The 18,814-nt window shown below is 66.0% G+C and carries 15 protein-coding genes and 1 riboswitch; of the genes, 7 read left to right on the top strand and 8 right to left on the bottom strand.

Features of this window, described 5'->3' with window-relative positions; translation table 11 throughout:
- Positions 1-17: 17 nt before the first annotated feature.
- The 5 genes from B2246_RS09270 to thiC form a co-directional block, all read right to left on the bottom strand.
- Complete coding sequence (locus tag B2246_RS09270; RefSeq protein WP_286880021.1) at positions 18-1,148, bottom strand: thiamine phosphate synthase; 1,131 nt, start codon at positions 1,146-1,148, stop codon at positions 18-20.
- Positions 1,145-1,993, bottom strand: coding sequence for a thiazole synthase (locus B2246_RS09265; RefSeq protein WP_008648498.1), 849 nt, complete (start codon positions 1,991-1,993; stop codon positions 1,145-1,147). The genes B2246_RS09270 and B2246_RS09265 overlap by 4 nt, the downstream gene beginning before the upstream one ends.
- 7 nt (positions 1,994-2,000) lie before the next feature.
- Complete coding sequence (thiS, locus tag B2246_RS09260; protein ID WP_008648499.1) at positions 2,001-2,198, bottom strand: sulfur carrier protein ThiS; 198 nt, start codon at positions 2,196-2,198, stop codon at positions 2,001-2,003.
- A 13-nt stretch (positions 2,199-2,211) separates the two neighbouring features.
- Positions 2,212-3,429 carry an FAD-dependent oxidoreductase gene (locus B2246_RS09255; protein ID WP_234706922.1) on the bottom strand — a complete coding sequence of 406 codons (1,218 nt, stop codon included), beginning with the start codon at positions 3,427-3,429 and terminating at the stop codon, positions 2,212-2,214.
- Positions 3,430-3,605: 176 nt separating this feature from the next.
- A complete protein-coding gene (gene thiC, locus B2246_RS09250) occupies positions 3,606-5,489 on the bottom strand; it encodes a phosphomethylpyrimidine synthase ThiC (RefSeq protein ID WP_175582377.1) in 1,884 nt (627 codons plus the stop codon).
- 121 nt (positions 5,490-5,610) lie between these two features.
- A riboswitch (TPP riboswitch) is annotated at positions 5,611-5,712 on the bottom strand.
- A gap of 229 nt (positions 5,713-5,941) precedes the next feature.
- On the opposite strand from thiC, the gene B2246_RS09245 reads away from it, so the two are divergent.
- Together B2246_RS09245 and B2246_RS09240 are read left to right on the top strand one after the other, a co-directional pair.
- Positions 5,942-7,627, top strand: coding sequence for an acyl-CoA dehydrogenase family protein (locus tag B2246_RS09245; protein ID WP_286880024.1), 1,686 nt, complete (start codon positions 5,942-5,944; stop codon positions 7,625-7,627).
- A gap of 185 nt (positions 7,628-7,812) precedes the next feature.
- The gene (locus tag B2246_RS09240) at positions 7,813-9,354 is read left to right on the top strand and encodes a methyl-accepting chemotaxis protein (RefSeq protein ID WP_008642626.1); all 1,542 of its coding nucleotides are present in this window, start codon (positions 7,813-7,815) and stop codon (positions 9,352-9,354) included.
- A gap of 51 nt (positions 9,355-9,405) precedes the next feature.
- Here B2246_RS09240 and B2246_RS09235 read toward each other — a convergent pair whose 3' ends face one another.
- The gene (locus tag B2246_RS09235) at positions 9,406-11,088 is read right to left on the bottom strand and encodes a GMC family oxidoreductase (protein ID WP_286880028.1); all 1,683 of its coding nucleotides are present in this window, start codon (positions 11,086-11,088) and stop codon (positions 9,406-9,408) included.
- A 261-nt stretch (positions 11,089-11,349) separates the two neighbouring features.
- On the opposite strand from B2246_RS09235, the gene B2246_RS09230 reads away from it, so the two are divergent.
- Positions 11,350-12,753, top strand: coding sequence for a coniferyl aldehyde dehydrogenase (locus B2246_RS09230; protein ID WP_035881268.1), 1,404 nt, complete (start codon positions 11,350-11,352; stop codon positions 12,751-12,753).
- Positions 12,754-12,798: 45 nt separating this feature from the next.
- Here B2246_RS09230 and B2246_RS09225 read toward each other — a convergent pair whose 3' ends face one another.
- Positions 12,799-13,692, bottom strand: coding sequence for a Kdo hydroxylase family protein (locus B2246_RS09225; RefSeq protein ID WP_035881267.1), 894 nt, complete (start codon positions 13,690-13,692; stop codon positions 12,799-12,801).
- A 142-nt stretch (positions 13,693-13,834) separates the two neighbouring features.
- Positions 13,835-14,998, bottom strand: a complete 1,164-nt coding sequence (gene metK, locus B2246_RS09220; protein ID WP_008648556.1) for a methionine adenosyltransferase — start codon at positions 14,996-14,998, stop codon at positions 13,835-13,837.
- A 259-nt stretch (positions 14,999-15,257) separates the two neighbouring features.
- On the opposite strand from metK, the gene B2246_RS09215 reads away from it, so the two are divergent.
- The 4 genes from B2246_RS09215 to B2246_RS09200 are packed head-to-tail and all read left to right on the top strand — an operon-like array spanning position 15,258 to position 18,811.
- Positions 15,258-16,175, top strand: coding sequence for a lysophospholipid acyltransferase family protein (locus tag B2246_RS09215; RefSeq protein WP_035881266.1), 918 nt, complete (start codon positions 15,258-15,260; stop codon positions 16,173-16,175).
- Positions 16,172-17,065: a lipid A biosynthesis lauroyl acyltransferase gene (locus B2246_RS09210; protein WP_008648559.1), complete on the top strand. Its 894-nt coding sequence runs from the start codon at positions 16,172-16,174 to the stop codon at positions 17,063-17,065. Before B2246_RS09215 ends, B2246_RS09210 begins: the two co-directional genes overlap by 4 nt.
- A gap of 14 nt (positions 17,066-17,079) precedes the next feature.
- The gene (dapF, locus tag B2246_RS09205; RefSeq protein ID WP_035881265.1) at positions 17,080-17,946 is read left to right on the top strand and encodes a diaminopimelate epimerase; all 867 of its coding nucleotides are present in this window, start codon (positions 17,080-17,082) and stop codon (positions 17,944-17,946) included.
- 55 nt (positions 17,947-18,001) lie between these two features.
- Positions 18,002-18,811: a polyphosphate kinase 2 family protein gene (locus B2246_RS09200; protein WP_008647196.1), complete on the top strand. Its 810-nt coding sequence runs from the start codon at positions 18,002-18,004 to the stop codon at positions 18,809-18,811.
- The last annotated feature ends 3 nt before the right edge of the window (positions 18,812-18,814 follow it).

Here is an 18,814-nt window from a genome sequence, read left to right as displayed (position 1 = left end):
CAAAGTCTACGTCCGGATCAGGCAAACAAGGCGTTGAGCCCCGCCACCGCCGCCGGCACATCGCTGGCTTCCGTGATCGCCCGCACCACGGCGGCGCTGCCGACGCCCACCGCCAGCACTTCCCCCATGTTGCCTGCGTTCACCCCGCCGATGCCGACCAGCGACGGGATCACAGGCTGCATCAACGCCACGTAGGACTGGAAGCGGCCCATGCCCTGCGGCTGGGTCGGCATGACCTTGGTGGTGGTCGGGAAGATCGCGCCAAGCGCGAGGTAGCTCGGCGAGATCGCGGCCACGCGCAGCATTTCCGCGTAGCCGTGCGTGGACACCCCGAGGCGCAGGCCCGACGTGCGGATCGCGTCGAGGTCGGCGTCGTCCAGATCCTCCTGCCCGAGATGAATCCCGTAGATGCCGCTGTCGCCACCGCAAGCTGCGTGGTGATCGATCGCCACACGCCAGTGATCGTTGATGAACAGGCGCGACTGCGAACCCTTGGCGGCCTTCGCCGCGCGCGCCACTTCATGCTTCACCGCATCGCCATCGTCAGACTTGAAGCGCAGCTGCACGGTCGGCACGGCCAGCGGCACGAGCGTCTCGATCCATGCCGCGCTGGGCATCACGGCATAGAGACCGAGATCGGGCGGACAAGGCGCGAAGGGCTGCGCGGTCTGGCCCGGCGGCACCAGCGCCGCATGTCGCACCTGCGGAAAGCGCGCGAATTCGTTCGGCCAGGCCGTGGCGCCCGGCTGCCAGGCGCGGGCGATGCACAGGGCGTCGTGCGCCGGAAAGTGCAGCGACAACGCGGCGCGCAGCACGGCCACGAACGCGGGCGAATGCGGCGTGTCGTCGTCGGCCCGCACGTCGAGCACCCAGGTACCCATCGGTGAGCGCACGGTGTCGATCCAGCGGCCGCCTTCGCGCTCCGATTCGATCAGCACCGCATCGGCGACCACCACCCGATCGATCAGATCCCCGGTGGCCTCGCCATCGGACAGCACCACGTCATGGCGATCGAGCGCGGCGGGAGCATTCGCCGCCGACCAGATGCGCCATGGCGTTTCGTCACGGCCGAACATCGCGGCGTAACGCGCCATCAAGTCATCGAACAGCGCGGCGTCGATGGCCGCGGCAACACCCTGACGTGTCATGCGCGGTCCTCCGCGCCTTCGGCGTGCCAGAACGGCATCCCCACCACGGGCGTGCTGGCCTGGGCCACCTCGCGCTCTGGCATCGGGCCGGCCAGGTAGGCGGTGCGCCCGGCTTCCACGGCCAGCGCGAACGCGCGCGCCATGTTCACCGGATACGCGGACTGGGCCACGGCCGTATTGAGCAGCACGCCGTCGTAGCCCCACTCCAGCACCTGCGCCGCGTGCGACGGCAGGCCGAGGCCGGCATCGACGATCAGCGGGGTGTCGGGCAGACGGTCACGCAGCGTGCGCATCGCGTGCGGGTTCACCGCGCCACGGCCTGTGCCGATCGGAGCAGCCCACGGCATCAGCGCCTGGCAACCGACGTCGAGCAGGCGGCGACACAGCACGAGGTCCTCGGTGCAGTACGGCAGCACCTTGAAGCCTTCCTTGACCAGCGTTTCGGCCACGGCAGGCATGTTGAGCGTGTCGGGCTGCAGCGTGTAGTCGTCGCCGATCAGTTCCAGCTTGATCCAGTCGGTCTCGAATACCTCGCGGGCCATCATCGCCGTGGTGATCACTTCCTGCGCCGTGAAACAGCCGGCGGTATTGGGCAGCACCGGCACGCCCAGCGTGCGCAGCATCTGCCAGAAGGTCTCGCCGCCGAGCGTCTGGCCATCACCGCTGCCCACGGCGGTCTGACGGCGCAGCGCCACCGTGATCATGGCCGGACGCGAGGCTTCCACGGCCGCCTGCAGCGTGGCGGGGGACGGGTAACGTGCCGTGCCGAGCAGCAGGCGCGACGCAAACGATTCCCCGTACAGCACGAACGGGTCGCGCAGGGTTTCAGTTGGTTCGAATGTCATAAGGGACTTAGCCTCCCGTCACGGGTTGCACGAGATCGATCTGGTCGCCCGCGGCCAGCGGCGTGGCCGCATGGCGGGTGCGCGGGACGAACTGGCCGTTCACCGCGGCGGCGAACGGCGGCGCGATGGCCGCCGCCGTCACCGCGTCCGCCAGCGTGGCGGCTTCGGGCAACTCGATCGGTCGGCCATTGAGCAGGATTTCCATGGTGTCTGTCTGATTAGTGCAGCAGGCCGCTGCCGGCCCCGGCCCCGGCCCCGGCCGATAGCATCGCGCTGCCACGCTCCTGCACGGCTTCGATCATGCCGGGCCAGCGCAACGCGGCGGGCACCGCGTGCGCGGCGGGGTCACCACCGAGCATCGCGCGCACGACGGCACACGCGGCCTCCGTCACGGCCGGCGCGATCAGCCAGCCATGCCGATAGAGACCGTTGACGCGCACGACGCGTGCCTGCTGGTCGACGCGAATCGCCGGCAGATGGTCGGGGCGGGTTGGCCGGCGCTGGACATTGAGTTCGAGCACGCGCGCCTCGCCGAACGCCGGATGCAGCGAATGCGCGGCCGAGAGCAGTTCGAGCGCGGAACGCACGCTCATTGGCGATTCGTCCTCGCTTTCGAGTTCCGTCGCGCCGATCACGTAGAGATCGTTCGGCTTCGGCGCGATATAGATCGGGTAGCGCGGATGCAGCAGTCGCACCGGGCGATGCAGCTTTACATCCGGCGCGTGGACGCGCACCACTTCGCCACGCAGGCCGCGCAGGCCCGGCAGCGCGGTCTCGCCGCCCACGGACGCATTGGTCCACGCAGCGCGCGCGCCCAGGCCACGACAGTCGAGCACCACGCCGGCGCGAATACCCAGCGCGGGCAAGGCGTCGGCATCGATGTCACCGGCCTCCCAGACGCAGTGCAAGCCCTCCGTCACGGCGCAGCTCAGCAGCGCGTGCAGCGCGCCTCGGTTGTCGAGCTGCCCTTCGCCCTGCAGCAGCAGGCCTTGCGGAAAGCGCCCTGCCAGGGCCGGCTCGATCTGGCCCACGCCTTCGCCGTCGAGCGCGCGCAGGCGTTGCTGCACCAGATCGGGCGGCGCCACGGCACGCATACGCCCCGTGAACAGCGACACCTCGCTGCGGTCACGCGCATGCCAGACCACCAGCGTGCCGTCCTCCTGGAAGAACACGGGCTCTGGCAACTCGCCAATCCAGGTACGCCAGAGATCGACGCTGACCATGCCGAGATCGACGATGCGGCGCTCGGCAATCGCCGATTCGGCCAGCGGCGCCAGCATGGCCGCCGCCACATGCGCGGCCGAGCCGCTGCCATCGGGTCCGCCACGCTCGATCAGCGCCACGCGGGCGCCGGCGCGCACGAGCTGCCAGGCGGATAACCGCCCGGCCAGGCCGGCACCGAGGATGGCGACATCGAAGGACTGTACTGCTGTCATGAGATTGTTTGCCGGCGGCATGAGAAAGGTATGTGCCGTCCGGCCTCCGGTTGGGTGAATACCGCCGCGCCGCGTGGGGGCGCCGCGCGCGGGACTCAGATGCTACGGGTACTGCGGATACTGCCGGGCGCGGCCACAAGGGCCGCACCCGTCTGCACGTCGGCGCAGATAGCGGCTTACGAGTAGATCTTCGAGCCCGTCTTCACGAACTCGATCGACTTCTCCTGCATTCCGCGTTCGGCTTCCGGCAACGATGCCGCGTAGTCGCGCACTTCCTGCGTGATCTTCATCGAGCAGAACTTCGGGCCGCACATCGAGCAGAAGTGGGCAATCTTGGCGCCTTCGGCCGGCAGCGTGGCGTCGTGGAACGAACGCGCGCGCTCGGGATCGAGACCGAGGTTGAACTGGTCTTCCCAGCGGAACTCGAAGCGCGCCTTGGACAGCGCGTTGTCGCGGAGCTGCGCGCCGGGCCAGCCCTTGGCCAGATCGGCGGCGTGCGCGGCAATCTTGTACGTGATGATGCCCTCGCGCACGTCTTCCTTGTCCGGCAGGCCCAGATGCTCCTTCGGCGTGACGTAGCACAGCATCGCGGTGCCCATCCAGCCGATGTTGGCGGCGCCAATGCCGCTGGTGATGTGGTCATAGCCCGGCGCGATGTCGGTGACCAGCGGTCCCAGCGTGTAGAACGGCGCTTCGTAGCAGTGCTTGAGCTCTTCGTCCATGTTGGCCTGGATGCGCTGCAGCGGCACGTGGCCCGGGCCTTCGATCATCACCTGCACGTCGTGCTCCCACGCCTTGGCGGTCAGTTCGCCAAGCGTGCGCAGTTCGCCGAACTGGGCGTCATCGTTCGAATCGGCGATACAGCCCGGACGCAGACCATCACCCAGGCTGAACGACACGTCGTACGCCTTCATGATTTCGCAGATCTCGTCGAAGTGCGTGTACAGGAAGTTTTCCTTGTGGTGCGCCAGACACCACTTGGCCATGATCGAACCACCGCGCGAGACGATGCCGGTCACGCGGTCGGCCGTCATCGGCACGTAGCGCAGCAGCACGCCGGCGTGGATCGTGAAGTAGTCCACGCCCTGCTCCGCCTGCTCGATCAGCGTGTCGCGGAACATTTCCCAGGTCAGGTCCTCGGCGATACCGCCGGTCTTGTCCAGCGCCTGGTAGATGGGCACCGTGCCGATAGGCACCGGCGAGTTGCGCAGGATCCACTCGCGCGTTTCGTGGATGTGCTTGCCGGTGGACAGATCCATGATGGTGTCGGCGCCCCAGCGGATCGACCACACCATCTTTTCCACTTCCTCGGCCAGCGACGACGTCACCGCCGAATTGCCCAGGTTGCCGTTGATCTTGACGCGGAAGTTGCGGCCGATCGCCATCGGCTCCAGTTCCGTGTGGTTGATGTTGGCCGGGATGATGGCGCGGCCGGCAGCCACTTCGCGGCGTACGAACTCCGGCGTCATATCTTCCGGACGCAGCGGCAGAGCGGCGCCCAGGGCGTTGCCCGGATGCTGTCGCAGCAGCGCCTTGTACTCGGGCTTGTCGTAGAGCGCCTGCAGGTTCAGCGATTCGCGCAGCGCCACGTATTCCATTTCGGGCGTGATGATGCCCTTGCGTGCGTAGTGCATCTGCGACACGTTCGCGCCGGCCTTGGCGCGGCGCGGGTTCGTCAGTTGCGCGAAGCGCAGGTGTGCCGTGGCAGGGTCATTGGCGCGTGCCAGGCCATACTCCGACGACAGGCCAGTCAGCACCTCGGTGTCGTTGCGCTCTTCGATCCACTTGGCGCGGACGGGCGGCAGGCCGGCCTTCAGGTCGATATGCACGTCCGGATCGCTGTACGGGCCCGAGGTGTCGTAGACGGGAATCGGCGGGTTCGCCATCTCGCCCTTCTCGGTGCGCGTGGCGGTCTGCAGGATCGTGCGCAGCGGCACGCGGATGTCCGGCCGGCTGCCGGTGATATAGGTCTTGCTGGAAGCCGGATAGGCGAATTTCTGGTCGAGATCGCTTTCGAGCGATTCAAACGAAGCAGCGGGGGCAGTACGGGCCATGGGTATCGTCCTCTCTCATGCGGGGATGGACGAAACCAGGAGCCCTGTGAGGTCCGTCGCGCGGCATGGCCAGCGGCGGTGTCCCGTTTGTGCGGATCAAAGTGGAAATCCGCGGGACTAGAGCAATTCGGTTCTATTTGAAACTTCCCACGCCGGTACTAGCCGGATCGGGTTCGAAGGGACTCTCTCAGCCGCCCGGCCCATCCGAACGGCACCCCTGTTTCATCCAACGGGGTGAATTTAAGCACAAGCCCCTGCCTGACGCCAGCCAAAGATCGGTTGCATCTGTCATGCGTCACAGTATCGGAATCGACATGTTGCGGTGCACGATAACGGCGGATGCAAGCAGGCTGACGGGTCTTGTGGCGGGATTCGGCAGTGTTGCGCGCGCCGTTGTTGCCGTACCATGAACCGCATCAGGCCGCCCCCTCGATCGAATTCCGCACGCAGGAGATGCCATGGACGCCACATCCTTTCCCGATGCCGGCAGTGCGCAAACCCATACGGTGTTCAACCAGGTGCCCGATCTGGCGCACTACAACCTGTTCGAGTCGGACCCCGGCCTGCGTGCCGCGCTGGATCGCCTGGGCGGCGCGTGGCACGCCGATACGCTCGCCGCATTCGGCGCGCGGCTGGGCGATCCGGAGGTGCAGGCATGGGCCGCGGACGCCAACCGATTCATCCCCGAGCTGCACACGCACAGCCGCACTGGCGAGCGGATCGACCAGGTGGAATTCCACCCATCGTGGCACAACCTGCTGACGCTGCTGCGCAGCCAGCAACTCCAGGCCCTGCCCTTCGCCCAGCCACGCCCCGGCGTCTGGGCCGCGCGCACGGTGGGCTACTTCCTGCAGGCCCAGGTTGAATCCGGCTCGCTGTGTCCCACCACGATGACGCTCGCAAGTATTCCGGTCCTGCGCAAGGAACCCGCGTTGTTCCGCGATCTCGAACCGCGCCTCTACGCTACCGAACACGATGCGCGCGACCTGCTGTGGCGCGACAAGACCGCCGTGATGATCGGCATGGGCATGACCGAGAAACAGGGTGGCTCTGACGTGCGCGCCAACACCACGGTGGCGCTGCCCGTGCGCGGCGACGGCCGGGGCGCCGAATACGCGCTGACGGGCCACAAGTGGTTTTTCTCGGCGCCGATGTGCGACGCGCATCTGGTGGTCGCCCGCATGGGCGCGGCCGACGGGCCACTATCGTGCTTCTTCGTGCCACGCTTCCGCGACGACGGCAGCAAGAATCCAGTCCAGATCCAGCGGCTCAAGGACAAGCTCGGCAACCGCTCCAACTCGAGCAGCGAAGTCGAGTTCCGCGGCACCACCGGCATCCTGATCGGCGAGGAAGGCCGGGGCATCCCCACGATCATCGAGATGGCCACCAACACGCGGCTCGACTGCGTGATCGGCAGCGCGGCGCTGCTGCGGGCCGGTCTGGTGCAGGCGCTCCACCATGCGCGGCACCGCATGGCGTTCGGCAGGCTGCTGGCGGACCAGCCGCTGATGCGCAACGTGCTGGCCGACCTGACGCTCGAATCCGAGGCCGCCACACTGATGATGATGGCGCTGGCTCATGCCTTCGAACATGCCGACGACGATCCGCTGGCCGCCGCCTGGAAGCGCGTGATGACCCCGGCGGCCAAATTCTGGATCTGCAAGCGCGCGCTGGAGGCCACCGGGGAGACGATGGAGGTCTGGGGCGGCAACGGCTACGTGGAGGACGGCCCGATGGCGCGGCTGTATCGCGAAGCGCCGGTCAACTCGATCTGGGAAGGCTCGGGCAACATCATGTGCCTGGATGTCCTGCGCGCGCTCCAGCGCGATCCTGGCGATGGCGCGCGCATCCTGCAGGATCTGGCGCGGCTGTCGAATGGTGACGCCGCCGTGCGCGCGGAGCTGGCGTCGCTGCAGGCGATGCTGCGAGAGCCCGCTGAACAGCTCGAAACCAGCGCGCGACGTTTTGCGCAAGGACTGGTGCTGACGGCACAGGCGGCGCTGATGATCGCGCACGGCAATGCCGAATCGGCGGCGCTATTCGTTGCAAGCCGGCTTGGCCGCCAGCACGGCCGCGTGTTCGGCACGCTCGACGCCGACTCCAGCACGCTGGCACGCATCGCGGCACGCGCCTGGCCCGCCTGAGGCCACCGAAAAGCAACGACAGTCCGTGCGGAGAGATCGCACGAAAGTTGATGTGCCGCAATTCACTCATCTTCATGGGGAAGCGTGCACTCCGTAAACGTTGAGGTGACGGGCAGTCGGCCCGCTGCGAAATCCAAGTCACCCAACGGACGACGCATGCCTTGCGGCGTGCGTCGAATAGCCCCATGACTATCAGCAAACGTCTGTTACTTACGCTCTCCATTGCACTGCTCGCGCTGCTCTTTGTCGGCATCGGCGGCATCTGGCAAATGAACGAATCGGAGAAACGCCTCGAGTACTTCAACGACAACACGCTAGGCAGCGTGCATGACCTGAATACCGTCGCCGAATCGGTCGCCGCAATGCGTATCGAGTTGTATCGCCACGGCCTCAGCGAGGATGCCAAGGGTCTGGCCGAGATCGAGCAACAATTCGACGAAGCCAGCAAGCGCTTTGACAGGATGATCGACAAGTACGCGCACGATAACGTCTCGGACGAGACGGACCGCACAATGCTTGCGGCCGATCGCGCCGCGGTCAAACACTATCGCGACCAGATCCCGGCTTTCTTCGAGCGCTCCCGTACTGGCGACTATGCCGGCGCGAAGCAGATGCTGACGGCCGGCGAACTGTTCAAGGCCTCCCTGGCGCTGCGTAAGGCGGTGGCCGAGCACCTTGAATACAACACCAAGCAGGGCGGGATCGCCGTGGACAACAACAAGGCCCAACATGCACGGTCTGTCAGCATTTCCCTGAGCGTGATCGTCATTACCCTCGCCCTCACGGCGATCATGGCGCTGATGCTGTTCCGGCGGATCCGAGGCAGCCTGGCGCAGATCCAGGGCTCGCTCGAGTACGTCAGCCGAACACTCGACCTCGATCATCGTGCCGTCGTGGACAGGCTCGACGAAATCGGCCTGACCGCGCAATCCTTCAACACGCTGATCGAGCGCGTGGCGAATATGTTGCGCGACGTACGTCGATCGACCGATTCGGTCGGTGTCGCGGCCGCGCAGATTGCCGCCGGGAACACCGACCTGTCCTCACGCACGGAACAACAGGCGGCCTCGCTCGAGGAGACCGCCTCGAGCATGGAGCAATTGAGCACGACTGTCCGCCAGAACGCCGACAACGCCCAGCAGGCATCGTCGCTGGCCAGCAACGCCGCGCAGGTGGCCGATGAAGGCAACCAGGCGGTCAACCAGATGGTGGAGACGATGGGCGCGATCAGCACCAGTTCCGGGCGCATCGCCGAGATCACGAACATGATCGAAGGCATTGCGTTCCAGACCAACATCCTCGCGCTCAATGCCGCCGTGGAGGCAGCGCGCGCCGGAGAACAGGGCCGCGGTTTCGCCGTGGTGGCGGGCGAAGTGCGCAGCCTGGCGCAACGGTCTTCCAGCGCTGCCAAGGAAATCAAGGATCTGATCGAAGCCTCGGCGGAAACCGTGCGTGCCGGCTCCGAGCAGGCGCATGACGTGGGCAGTACGATGACCGAAATCCAGCAAGCCGTGAAACGTGTATCGGACATCATCACGGAGATCTCGGCGGCCTCGCAGGAGCAAAGCACTGGCATCGAGCAGGTGGGACACGCAGTGGGCCAGATGGACCAGGTTACGCAGCAGAACGCGGCGCTGGTCGAAGAAGCCGCCGCCGCCGCGCAGTCGCTGGACGAGCAAGCCAGCAAGCTGCGCGAGATGGTAGGCCAGTTCAGGATGAGCGTCTGAGTACGCCGTCTGCAGTGGTCACCCGGCACGCCGCCAACGCGGCGGCGTGCGTCAATCGGCCACCACGGTTTCGAGAATCCGCAACGTCACATGCGGCGCGTAGCGAATCAGGTCGTGGGCGCGCTCGCCGATCATGATTGCCGGCGCGTTTGTGTCACCGCCGATCAGCGTCGGCATGATCGAAGCATCCACCACCCGCAGGCCCTCGATGCCGCGCACGCGCAGTTGAGGGTCCACTACCGCCAGCGGGTCCATGCCCATGCGACAGGTGCCTACCGGCTGACAGGCCGATTGCGCGTGCGCGCGAATCCAGGCCCGTGCGGCTTCGTCATTGCCGCCGTCGTCACGCAGTTGGCTCAGCCGCAGATCCTGCCCGCCGAATGCCGCAAGCGGCGCCTGCGCCAGGATACGCCGCGCGATACGCAACCCGTCGAGCAGGGCATCCATGTCCTGCGGATCCGACAGATAATGCGGATCGATCAGCGGCGCCTTGCGCGGGTCCGGCGACGCCAGCCGCACCGCGCCACGGCTGCGCGGGCGCAGCACGCTGGCATGGCACGCGTAGCCGTGCCCCAGGCGCAGGCGGCGCGTCTCGTCGTCGACGAGCCCCACCACGAAACTCAATTGCAGGTCGGGCTCGGCCAGCCCGGCGCGGCTGCGCACGAAGGCGCCTGCTTCGGCCAAGTTCGATGTCAGCATGCCCGATCGCTCGCGCCGATAGCGCAGGCTTTCGCCAATCAGTCGGAAGGCGCTGCCCAGCGAGATGCCGAACAGTTCGGACGCACGCACGCGTCGTTGCACCGAGACATCCACGTGATCCTGCAGATTGGCGCCAACGCCTGGCAGGTCGTGGACCACGGGAACGCCAAGCTCGCGCAGATGCATCATCGGCCCCACGCCGGAGGCCATCAGTAATTGCGGAGACCCGAACGCGCCTGCAGCAAGGATCACCTCCCGACGCGCGCGGATTTCCAGTTCCTTGCCGTCGCGCCACGCAACGACACCCACCGCGCGCCTGCGTTCGAACAGCACGCGCAGCACGTGCGCCCCCGTCAGCACGTGCAGGTGGCTGCGTCCGCCGTTGCTGGTCCGGTTGCGGGCATTGCCGCCGTGCAGATAGGCGCGCGCGGCATTCCATCGCTCGCCGTTGTGCTGGGTCACCTGATACCAGCCCACGCCTTCCTGCTCATCGCCGTTGAAGTCGCCGTTGCGCACGATGCCGGCACGCTGTGCTGCGTCGATGAAATGGTGCGCGAACGGGTTCGGCGAACGCAGGTCACTGACGTGCAGCGGCCCGGTGCCACCGTGAAGCGGATCGTCGTCCTCGCCGGCCAGACGCGCGTTGCACTCGGCGCGGCGGAAATACGGCAGCACGTCGACCCACGACCAGCCGTCGCAGCCGGCATCGGCCCAGGCGTCGTAGTCGGCCGGGCGGCCGCGCGTGTAGATCATGGCGGAGATCAAGGATGAGCCGCCGAGGCCGCGTCCACCCGGCAGGCTGACTCGCCTGCCGTCCAGCCCTTCCTGCGGGACGGTTCGGTATCCGACATTGCGCGAGCCGGCCCGTGGCAGGAACGCAGCGCCCGCGGCGGGTGTGCGTACCAGCACATGGTGATCGTGGCCGCCTGCCTCGAGCAGCGCGATACTGTCGTTGCCACTGTCGGCCAGCCGCCCGGCCAGCGCGCAGCCGGCCGAGCCGGCGCCCACGACGAGATAGTCAAAGGTCGCTTCCATCTGTCTCCTCGCGTGTCGGTGTCCGTACTGCCAGTCCCCAGCGGACGCGTGTCGCGAAAATCCAGTGTAGGCGCTGGCGCGGGGAGCCGTGAAGCGCGGCGATGCCACTTCGCCCAACCCGGCCGCCGCGCGGCGTTTGGTAGTCACCCTCCATTGCGATAACCGCGCGGCTGGCTTATGGTGGCCGATGGTCAATCGTCAATGGCCTGCGGGCTGCCGCCCCGCCCCGGAACCAAACCGTGTCCCAGAAGGAGACCGCCAATGAGAGAAGTGCCCGCCATGTCGTCCTTGTTTGATGCAATGCGCGCAGCCTCGCGGCACGACCAGACACCGCCATGGGATGTGCGGGCCGACCGGCTGCGCCGCTTGCGCAGGCTCGTGCAGGCCAATCACGAAGCCATCTCCGCAGCCATCAGCGCGGACTTCACCAATCGTCCGCGGCAGGAGACCGCGCTGCTGGAAATCTTCCCGAGCGTGGCCGGGATCGATGACGCATTGCGGCACGGCAAGCGCTGGATGCGTGTGCGCCGCGCCAGCACCGGCCTCTGGTTCAAGCCTGGCCGCTCGCGCCTGATGCCGCAGCCGCTTGGCGTGGTCGGCATCGTGGTGCCATGGAACTACCCACTGTATCTGACCATCGGACCGCTGACCGGCGCGCTGGCGGCCGGCAATCGCGCGATGGTCAAGCTGTCGGAGTACACGCCACGTTTCTCCGCATTGTTCGCGCAACTGGTGCAGGCGGCCTTCGCGCCCGACGAGGTGGCCGTGATCAACGGCGACGCCGAAGTGGCCGCCGCCTTCAGCACCCTGCCGTTCGACCACCTGCTGTTCACGGGCTCAACCAATGTCGGCCACCATGTGATGCGGGCCGCTGCGGCGAACCTCACGCCGGTCACGCTGGAACTGGGCGGCAAGTCACCCGCGATCATCGGGCCGCATGCCGATTTCGAGCGGGCCGTGGAGCGGATCCTGGTGGGCAAGCTGCTGAACGCGGGCCAGACCTGCATCGCGCCCGACTACGTGCTGGTGCAAGCCGACCAACGCGACCGCTTCGCCGAGACGGCTCGCCGCTGCGTCAGCCGGCTTTATCCCGATATCGCGCGCAACCCCGACTACACCAGCATCATCAGCCCACGTCACTTCGACCGGCTGGAGTCGATGATCGCCGCCGCCACCGCGGCGGGGGCGCAGGCAGTGCCGCTGACCGATGCTACGCCGGACGCCGCCGCGCGCCGCCTGCCGCCGGTGCTGCTGACGGATGTGCCGGACAACGTGATGGCGATGCAGGAGGAAATCTTCGGGCCGGTACTGCCCGTGGTGACGTATCGCAGCATCGAGGACGCGATCGGCTTCGTGAACGCGCGCCCGCGCCCACTGGCGCTTTATGTGTTCGATAAGTCGGGGGATGTGGTGGACCGTGTGATGCGCCAGACCGTAGCCGGCGGCGTGACCGTCAACGACACGCTATTCCATATCGCCCAGGACGACCTGCCATTTGGCGGCGTCGGCCCGAGCGGCATGGGCGTCTATCACGGCAAGGCCGGCTTCGAGACGTTCTCGAAGCTCAAGCCGATCTTCCATCAGGCCGGCCTCAATGGCGCCGGACTGCTCAAGCCGCCCTACGGCAAGCGGTTCGAGTCGATGTTGAAGCTGCTGCTGCGCTGACAACGCCCGGCTCCCGCGCTACGGGAACGGGCGTATTTCCCACCTTCAAGCCGCCAGCATCGGCTTGCCCAGCATCTTCGACAACACAGCCTCGGGCGAGTGCGTGCGGTCACCAATGGCGGCGGGGTCCAGGTAGATGGTCTGTTCCATCATGGCCTTGCCGCGCATGGCCGCATGGAGAAGCTGGTCGCTGAACACGATCCAGGTCGAACCCGGCGGGAACTGGAATTCCTGTTGCGGCACCGACTTCTGGTAGTCGAGATCGGCCTTGGCCAGATCATGCAGCTGCAGCATGCGATGGTCGTACTCGCTGCGCGCGCGCTTGGTGATGTGCAGGGTCTTCATCAGCCAGGATTGGCCGGGCCACATCCCGTGGGTCTTCGGCACGAAGTGGCCCGCGAAATCTGCGAATGGCTCGCCCACGCGCCAGACGCGCGGTGCCTCCGGATCGATGTTGTGGAACACGCGCAGCAGGCGCTTGCCAAGCAGCGGATTCGAAGGGAACGCATCGACGTGCAGGCGCGTATCGTCCTTGCGCCAGCTCACCGGGCGTCCGGCGATCTCGCTCGGCCGCAGCGAGGTACCCGCGCGCGTCATGTGCGGCCCGTACTCGGGGAACAGCGCGTGGATCAGCGACTCGGTCGATTCGGCGTACCGGCGGATCAGGTTGTAGAGATCGGTCAGGTCCTGCTGGGTACCCGCCGCGCCGCGCACGGCGCCTTCGTTGGCACGCAGGTTGATGTTCTTCGACTTGCCATCCGAGTAGCGGCTATCGAGAAAACGCTCTTCTCCCGGCGCAAAGCGGAAATGCAGGTTCGGGAAATACAGCACGGCGCCTTGTTCCAGTTCACGGCGCAGCGTCGCCTGCGTCTCCGGCGAGACTTCGGGCGACCAGTCGGTGTAGGGCTGAGTACGGATCAGATCCAGAGACATAGCCATTCCATTAAGTTCGGTTTGGACCGGATTTTACCCCTACTGTGCCCGAGGTCTTGTGCAACAAGATCAACAAAAAACCCCGCGCGCTCCCGAAGGACCGGCGGGGTCTTGATCCGGCAGAACGCCCGGACGCAGCAGCAGGCGCTTACAGGCCGGCGGCAGCGCGCAGAATCGCGGCCTTGTCCGTGGCTTCCCACGAGAACTCCGGCTCCTCGCGGCCGAAGTGGCCGTAGGCGGCAGTCTTCTCGTAGATCGGACGCAGCAGGTCCAGCATCTGGACGATGCCCTTCGGACGCAGGTCGAAATGCTCCTGAACCAGCGCGGCGATCTTCTCGTCGGAGATCTTGCCGGTGCCTTCGGTGTACACGGTCACGTTGATCGGGCGGGCCACGCCGATCGCGTAGCTGACCTGCACCTGGCACTGGCGCGCCAGGCCGGCGGCCACGACGTTCTTGGCCACGTAGCGGGCGGCGTAGGCGGCCGAACGGTCCACCTTCGACGGATCCTTGCCCGAGAACGCACCGCCACCGTGCGGCGAAGCGCCACCGTAGGTATCGACGATGATCTTGCGGCCGGTGAGGCCGCAATCGCCTTGCGGGCCACCGATCACGAAACGGCCGGTCGGGTTCACCAGGTACTTGGTTTCCTTGAGCATCTCGGCCGGCAGCACCGGCTTGATGATCTCTTCGATCACGGCTTCACGGATCTGGGCCTGCGAGATGTCCGGCGCATGCTGGGTCGACAGCACCACGGTATCCACGCTGTGCGGACGGCCATCCACGTAGCGCACGGTCACCTGCGACTTGGCGTCGGGACGCAGCCAGGGCAGGCGGCCGTCACGGCGCAGCAGCGACTGGCGCTCCACCAGGCGGTGCGAGTAGTAAATCGGGAACGGCATCAGTTCCGGCGTTTCGTCGCAGGCATAGCCGAACATCAGGCCCTGGTCGCCAGCGCCCTGGTTCAGGTAGTCGTCCGACGCGCGGTCGACGCCCTGGGCGATATCGGGCGATTGCTTGTCGTAGGCCACCAGCACGGCGCAGCCCTTGTAGTCGATGCCGTACTCGGTGTTGTCGTAACCGATGCGCTTGATGGTTTCGCGCGCGACCTGGATGTAGTCGACGTTGGCAGTCGTGGTGATTTCACCCGCCAGCACGACAAGTCCCGTATTGCAAAGCGTCTCGGCCGCCACGCGGGCGTACTTGTCCTGGGCAAGGATCGCGTCCAGGACAGCATCCGAAATCTGGTCGGCTACTTTATCGGGATGGCCTTCGGAGACAGATTCCGAAGTAAAGAGGAAATCGTTCGACACGATCTGGTTTCTCCAAGTTGGCTATTGCGTGCCAGCCTCGGGAAACGATGCGGCGACGCTTTAGCGGTATTTTCAAGCCCCTCGGGTAGAGCGGCATCGCCCCGCAAGTTGTCAGTTAACTCGGCGATGCAGGCTATTATACGCGCCTGCCGGCCTCGCTGCAGCGTGCCATGTTGGGTATGCCACAGGCGGCGGCCGACGCGAACCCGATACTGTTATTCTCGGCCGGCACGCTGCCGAATTTAGCCCTGACGGCGTCATGACATTTATTTTCTGGCTGATTTCCCGCTTACCACTGCGCGCGCTCCACGCGATCGGCGGCGCCCTGGGACTGCTGGCGGCACGGCTGCCAGGCCGCTATGGACGCAGACTGGAGGAGAACTTCCGCCACGCCTATCCGGATGCATCCGACGCCATGCTGGCGGAAGCCGCGCGCCACTCGGGCCGGCTGATCATGGAAATGCCGTACTTCTGGAGCCGCAAGTCCATCACGGTCCGCACGGACAACTTCGACGATCATCTCTGGCCGGAACTGGCGCGCCTGGAGGCGGCCGGCAACGGTGTGATCGTCCTGACGCCGCATCTGGGCTGCTTCGAGGTGCTGCCCCAGTCGTACGCGCGCCTGCGCCGCGTCACCGCGATGTTCAAGCCGCCGCACCAGGCATGGTTGCGCGAGTTCGTCGAACAGATGCGCAGCCGGCCCAACATGGCGATGGCCCCGGCCAATCCACGCGGCGTGCGGATGCTGGTCAAGGCCCTGAAGCGCGGCGAAGCGGTCGGCATCCTGCCGGATCAGGTGCCAAGCGGCGGCGAGGGCACCTGGGCGCCGTTCTTCGGCAAGCCGGCCTATTCGATGACGCTGGTGCACCGGCTGCAGCAACTGACGAAGGCCCCGGTGGTGATGGTCTATGCCGAACGACTGCCGAAGGGCGCGGGCTATCGCGGCCACCTGCGTATCCTGAGCGATGGCGGGATGTTGCCCGAAGATCCCGCTGCGGCGTCGGCCGTGATCAATGCGGCTATCGAAGACTTGATCACTATCGACCCGACCCAGTACCTGTGGGGGTATAACCGCTACAAGTGTCCAACCGGCGCGGAATTGCCGCCGGACACGCTCGCCACCACACAGGCCACTACACGTGCCGCTGCACAGGCCACTACCAACAACATTCAATGAGCCGGATCTTCACGTGGCTCGGCATCGGTCTGCTGACGGTGCTGGGCAAACTCCCCTACCCGTTCGTGGCCCGCTTCGGCGAGGCGCTAGGCAGCATTCTGTTCATGATCCCAAACCCGCGCCGCGAAGTGGTGCGGGCCAACCTTCGGCTGTGCTTCCCGGACAAGACCGATGCGGAAATCGAGGCGATGTCGCGCGAGACCTACCGCAAGGTCTTCCGCAGCTTTGCCGAGGGCGGCATCTTCTGGACCTGCAACGAGAAAAAGATGCGCCAGCTGGTGCAGATCAACGACCAGGGCGACCTGCCCTCGCTCGACGGCTCGCCCCATATCCTGGTGACACTGCACCTGTCCGGCCTGGAAGCCGGCGCGATTCGCCTGACGATGCACCTGCGCGACACCGTGGGCCGATCGGGCGCCTCGCTCTACACGGTGCAGAAGAACGCGCTGTTCGATGACTTCCTGAAGGTCGCGCGCGGCCGCTTCGGCGCCAACATGATTTCGCGCAACGACAGCGTGCGCAACATCCTCCGCGTGCTGAAGAAAGGCGAGGCCCTGCAGCTGATCTCCGACATGGACTTCGGCGAGCGCGACTCCGAGTTCGTGCCGTTCTTCGGCGTGGAGGCGCTGACCCTGACATCGGTCTCCCGGCTGGCCCGGCTTGCGGGCGCCAAGGTCGTACCCATCTACACCGAGCAGTTGCCGGACTACAAGGGGTATGTCCTGCACATCCTGCCGCCTTGGGACGACTATCCCGGCGAAAGCGTCACCGACGACACACGGCGCATGAACGCGTTCTTCGAGGACGCCATCCGTCCGCGCGTGCCCGACTACTACTGGGTGCATAAACGCTTCAAGCACCGCCCGCCCGGCGAACCTGACATCTACTGATTACAATTCCGGACATGAAACTCCAGTTCACCAAGATGCACGGCGCCGGCAACGATTTCATCGTGCTGGACGGCATTCACCAGAAGCTCGATCTGACCGACGCGCAATGGCGCGCGCTGGCAAATCGCCATTTCGGCATCGGCGCCGACCAGATCCTGATCGTTGAAAAATCCTCGCGCGACGATGTGGATTTCCGCTACCGGATCGTCAACGCGGACGGCGGCGAAGTCGAACACTGCGGCAACGGCGCCCGTTGCTTCGTCCGCTTCGTCACGGACCGTGGCATGACCGACAAGCAGTCGGTTCGCGTGGAAGTCATGAACGGCGTCATCACGCTGAAGCTGCAGGACGACGGTCAGGTGACAGTGGACATGGGCGAGCCCGAACTCACGCCCGCCCGCGTGCCATTCATCGCCGACGGCCTGCCGACACGCGCCGAAGCCCAGGACACGCTCTACGGCCTCGAAGTCAACGGCCGCATCGAGTGGATCTCAGCCGTGTCGATGGGCAATCCGCACGCGGTGCAGATCGTGGACGACGTGGAGACATTCCCGGTGCTTCAGGACGGCCCGGTGATCGAGCACCACAAGTCGTTCCCGAACCGGGTCAATGCCGGATTCATGCAGATCGTCGACCGCAACACGGTGCGGCTGCGCGTGTTCGAACGCGGCGCGGGCGAAACGCTGGCATGCGGCACGGGCGCCTGCGCGGCCGTGGTGGCCGGCATCCGCCGCGGCTTGCTGGACTCTCCGGTCAGGGTGCACACCCACGGCGGCGACCTGACCATCGCGTGGCAGGGCGCAGGCCAGCCCGTGCAGATGACGGGCCCCGCGACGACCGTGTTCGAAGGCACTATTGACCTCTCGACGCTGCCTGCCTGACCATTGAGGCTCGCAGACACGCGGGGCCGGCCCGGTCCCGTCTTCGGGAGCACCAATGAAGCTGGACGATTTCTGCATCACCTCAGGCAAGGGGTTCAAGCTTGCCGCCTTCGACCCGGAGAGCAAGCCGTTCTCCCTGGGGGAAAAAGACGCTGACGTTGCGCATGTTGCCGACCTGTCGGCACGACTCGATGCGGAGCAGGACGTTTTCTACGCCGAGCACCGCCGCAAGCTGCTGTTCATCCTGCAGGGCATGGACACCAGCGGCAAGGACGGCACCGTGCGCTCCGTCTTCCGGAATTTCGACCCATTAGGCGTGCGTGTCGCCAGCTTCAAGGCCCCTACGGCGGAGGAACTGGCGCGCGACTATCTGTGGCGTGTGCACCTGCAGGTACCGCGCCAGGGCGAGATCGCCATCTTCAACCGTAGCCACTATGAAGACGTGCTGATCACGCGCGTGCATGACTGGATCGACGACGAAGAGTGCGAGCGTCGCTTCCGCCAGATCCGCGCGTTCGAGGAGATGTTGACGGAGACCGGGACGACGATCGTCAAATGCTTCCTGCACATTTCGAAAGCCGAGCAGAAGCGGCGACTCGAAGACCGCATCGCCGATCCGCAGAAGCACTGGAAGTTCGACATGCAGGACCTGGCCGAGCGCAAATACTGGAAGGAGTACCAGCAGCGCTACGAGGCCGCGATCGCCGCCACGGCCACGCCGGCGTGTCCCTGGTACATCGTGCCCGCGGACTCGAAAAGCCACCGCAACCTGATGGTCGCGGAGATCCTTGCGGACGTGTTCCGCAAACTCAAGCCAAGCTATCCACCGCCCAAGCCCGAGCTGGCGAAAGTGACCGTGGAATAGGCG

Origin of the sequence: Cupriavidus sp. UBA2010, assembly GCF_002335265.1 — a bacterium.
GTDB classification, from domain to species: Bacteria; Pseudomonadota; Gammaproteobacteria; order Burkholderiales; family Burkholderiaceae; genus Cupriavidus; species Cupriavidus metallidurans.
This window is presented reverse-complemented; position numbering and strand designations above follow the sequence as displayed.

Bases quoted from the DNA above. Each gene is read 5' to 3' on its own strand.
- B2246_RS09270 (WP_286880021.1), bottom strand. From the start codon at position 1,148: ATGACACGTCAGGGTGTTGCCGCGGCCATCGACGCCGCGCTGTTCGAT.
- B2246_RS09265 (WP_008648498.1), bottom strand. From the start codon at position 1,993: ATGACATTCGAACCAACTGAAACCCTGCGCGACCCGTTCGTGCTGTAC.
- thiS (WP_008648499.1), bottom strand. From the start codon at position 2,198: ATGGAAATCCTGCTCAATGGCCGACCGATCGAGTTGCCCGAAGCCGCC.
- B2246_RS09255 (WP_234706922.1), bottom strand. From the start codon at position 3,429: ATGACAGCAGTACAGTCCTTCGATGTCGCCATCCTCGGTGCCGGCCTG.
- B2246_RS09245 (WP_286880024.1), top strand. From the start codon at position 5,942: ATGGACGCCACATCCTTTCCCGATGCCGGCAGTGCGCAAACCCATACG.
- B2246_RS09240 (WP_008642626.1), top strand. From the start codon at position 7,813: ATGACTATCAGCAAACGTCTGTTACTTACGCTCTCCATTGCACTGCTC.
- B2246_RS09235 (WP_286880028.1), bottom strand. From the start codon at position 11,088: ATGGAAGCGACCTTTGACTATCTCGTCGTGGGCGCCGGCTCGGCCGGC.
- B2246_RS09230 (WP_035881268.1), top strand. From the start codon at position 11,350: ATGAGAGAAGTGCCCGCCATGTCGTCCTTGTTTGATGCAATGCGCGCA.
- B2246_RS09225 (WP_035881267.1), bottom strand. From the start codon at position 13,692: ATGGCTATGTCTCTGGATCTGATCCGTACTCAGCCCTACACCGACTGG.
- B2246_RS09215 (WP_035881266.1), top strand. From the start codon at position 15,258: ATGACATTTATTTTCTGGCTGATTTCCCGCTTACCACTGCGCGCGCTC.
- B2246_RS09210 (WP_008648559.1), top strand. From the start codon at position 16,172: ATGAGCCGGATCTTCACGTGGCTCGGCATCGGTCTGCTGACGGTGCTG.
- dapF (WP_035881265.1), top strand. From the start codon at position 17,080: ATGAAACTCCAGTTCACCAAGATGCACGGCGCCGGCAACGATTTCATC.
- B2246_RS09200 (WP_008647196.1), top strand. From the start codon at position 18,002: ATGAAGCTGGACGATTTCTGCATCACCTCAGGCAAGGGGTTCAAGCTT.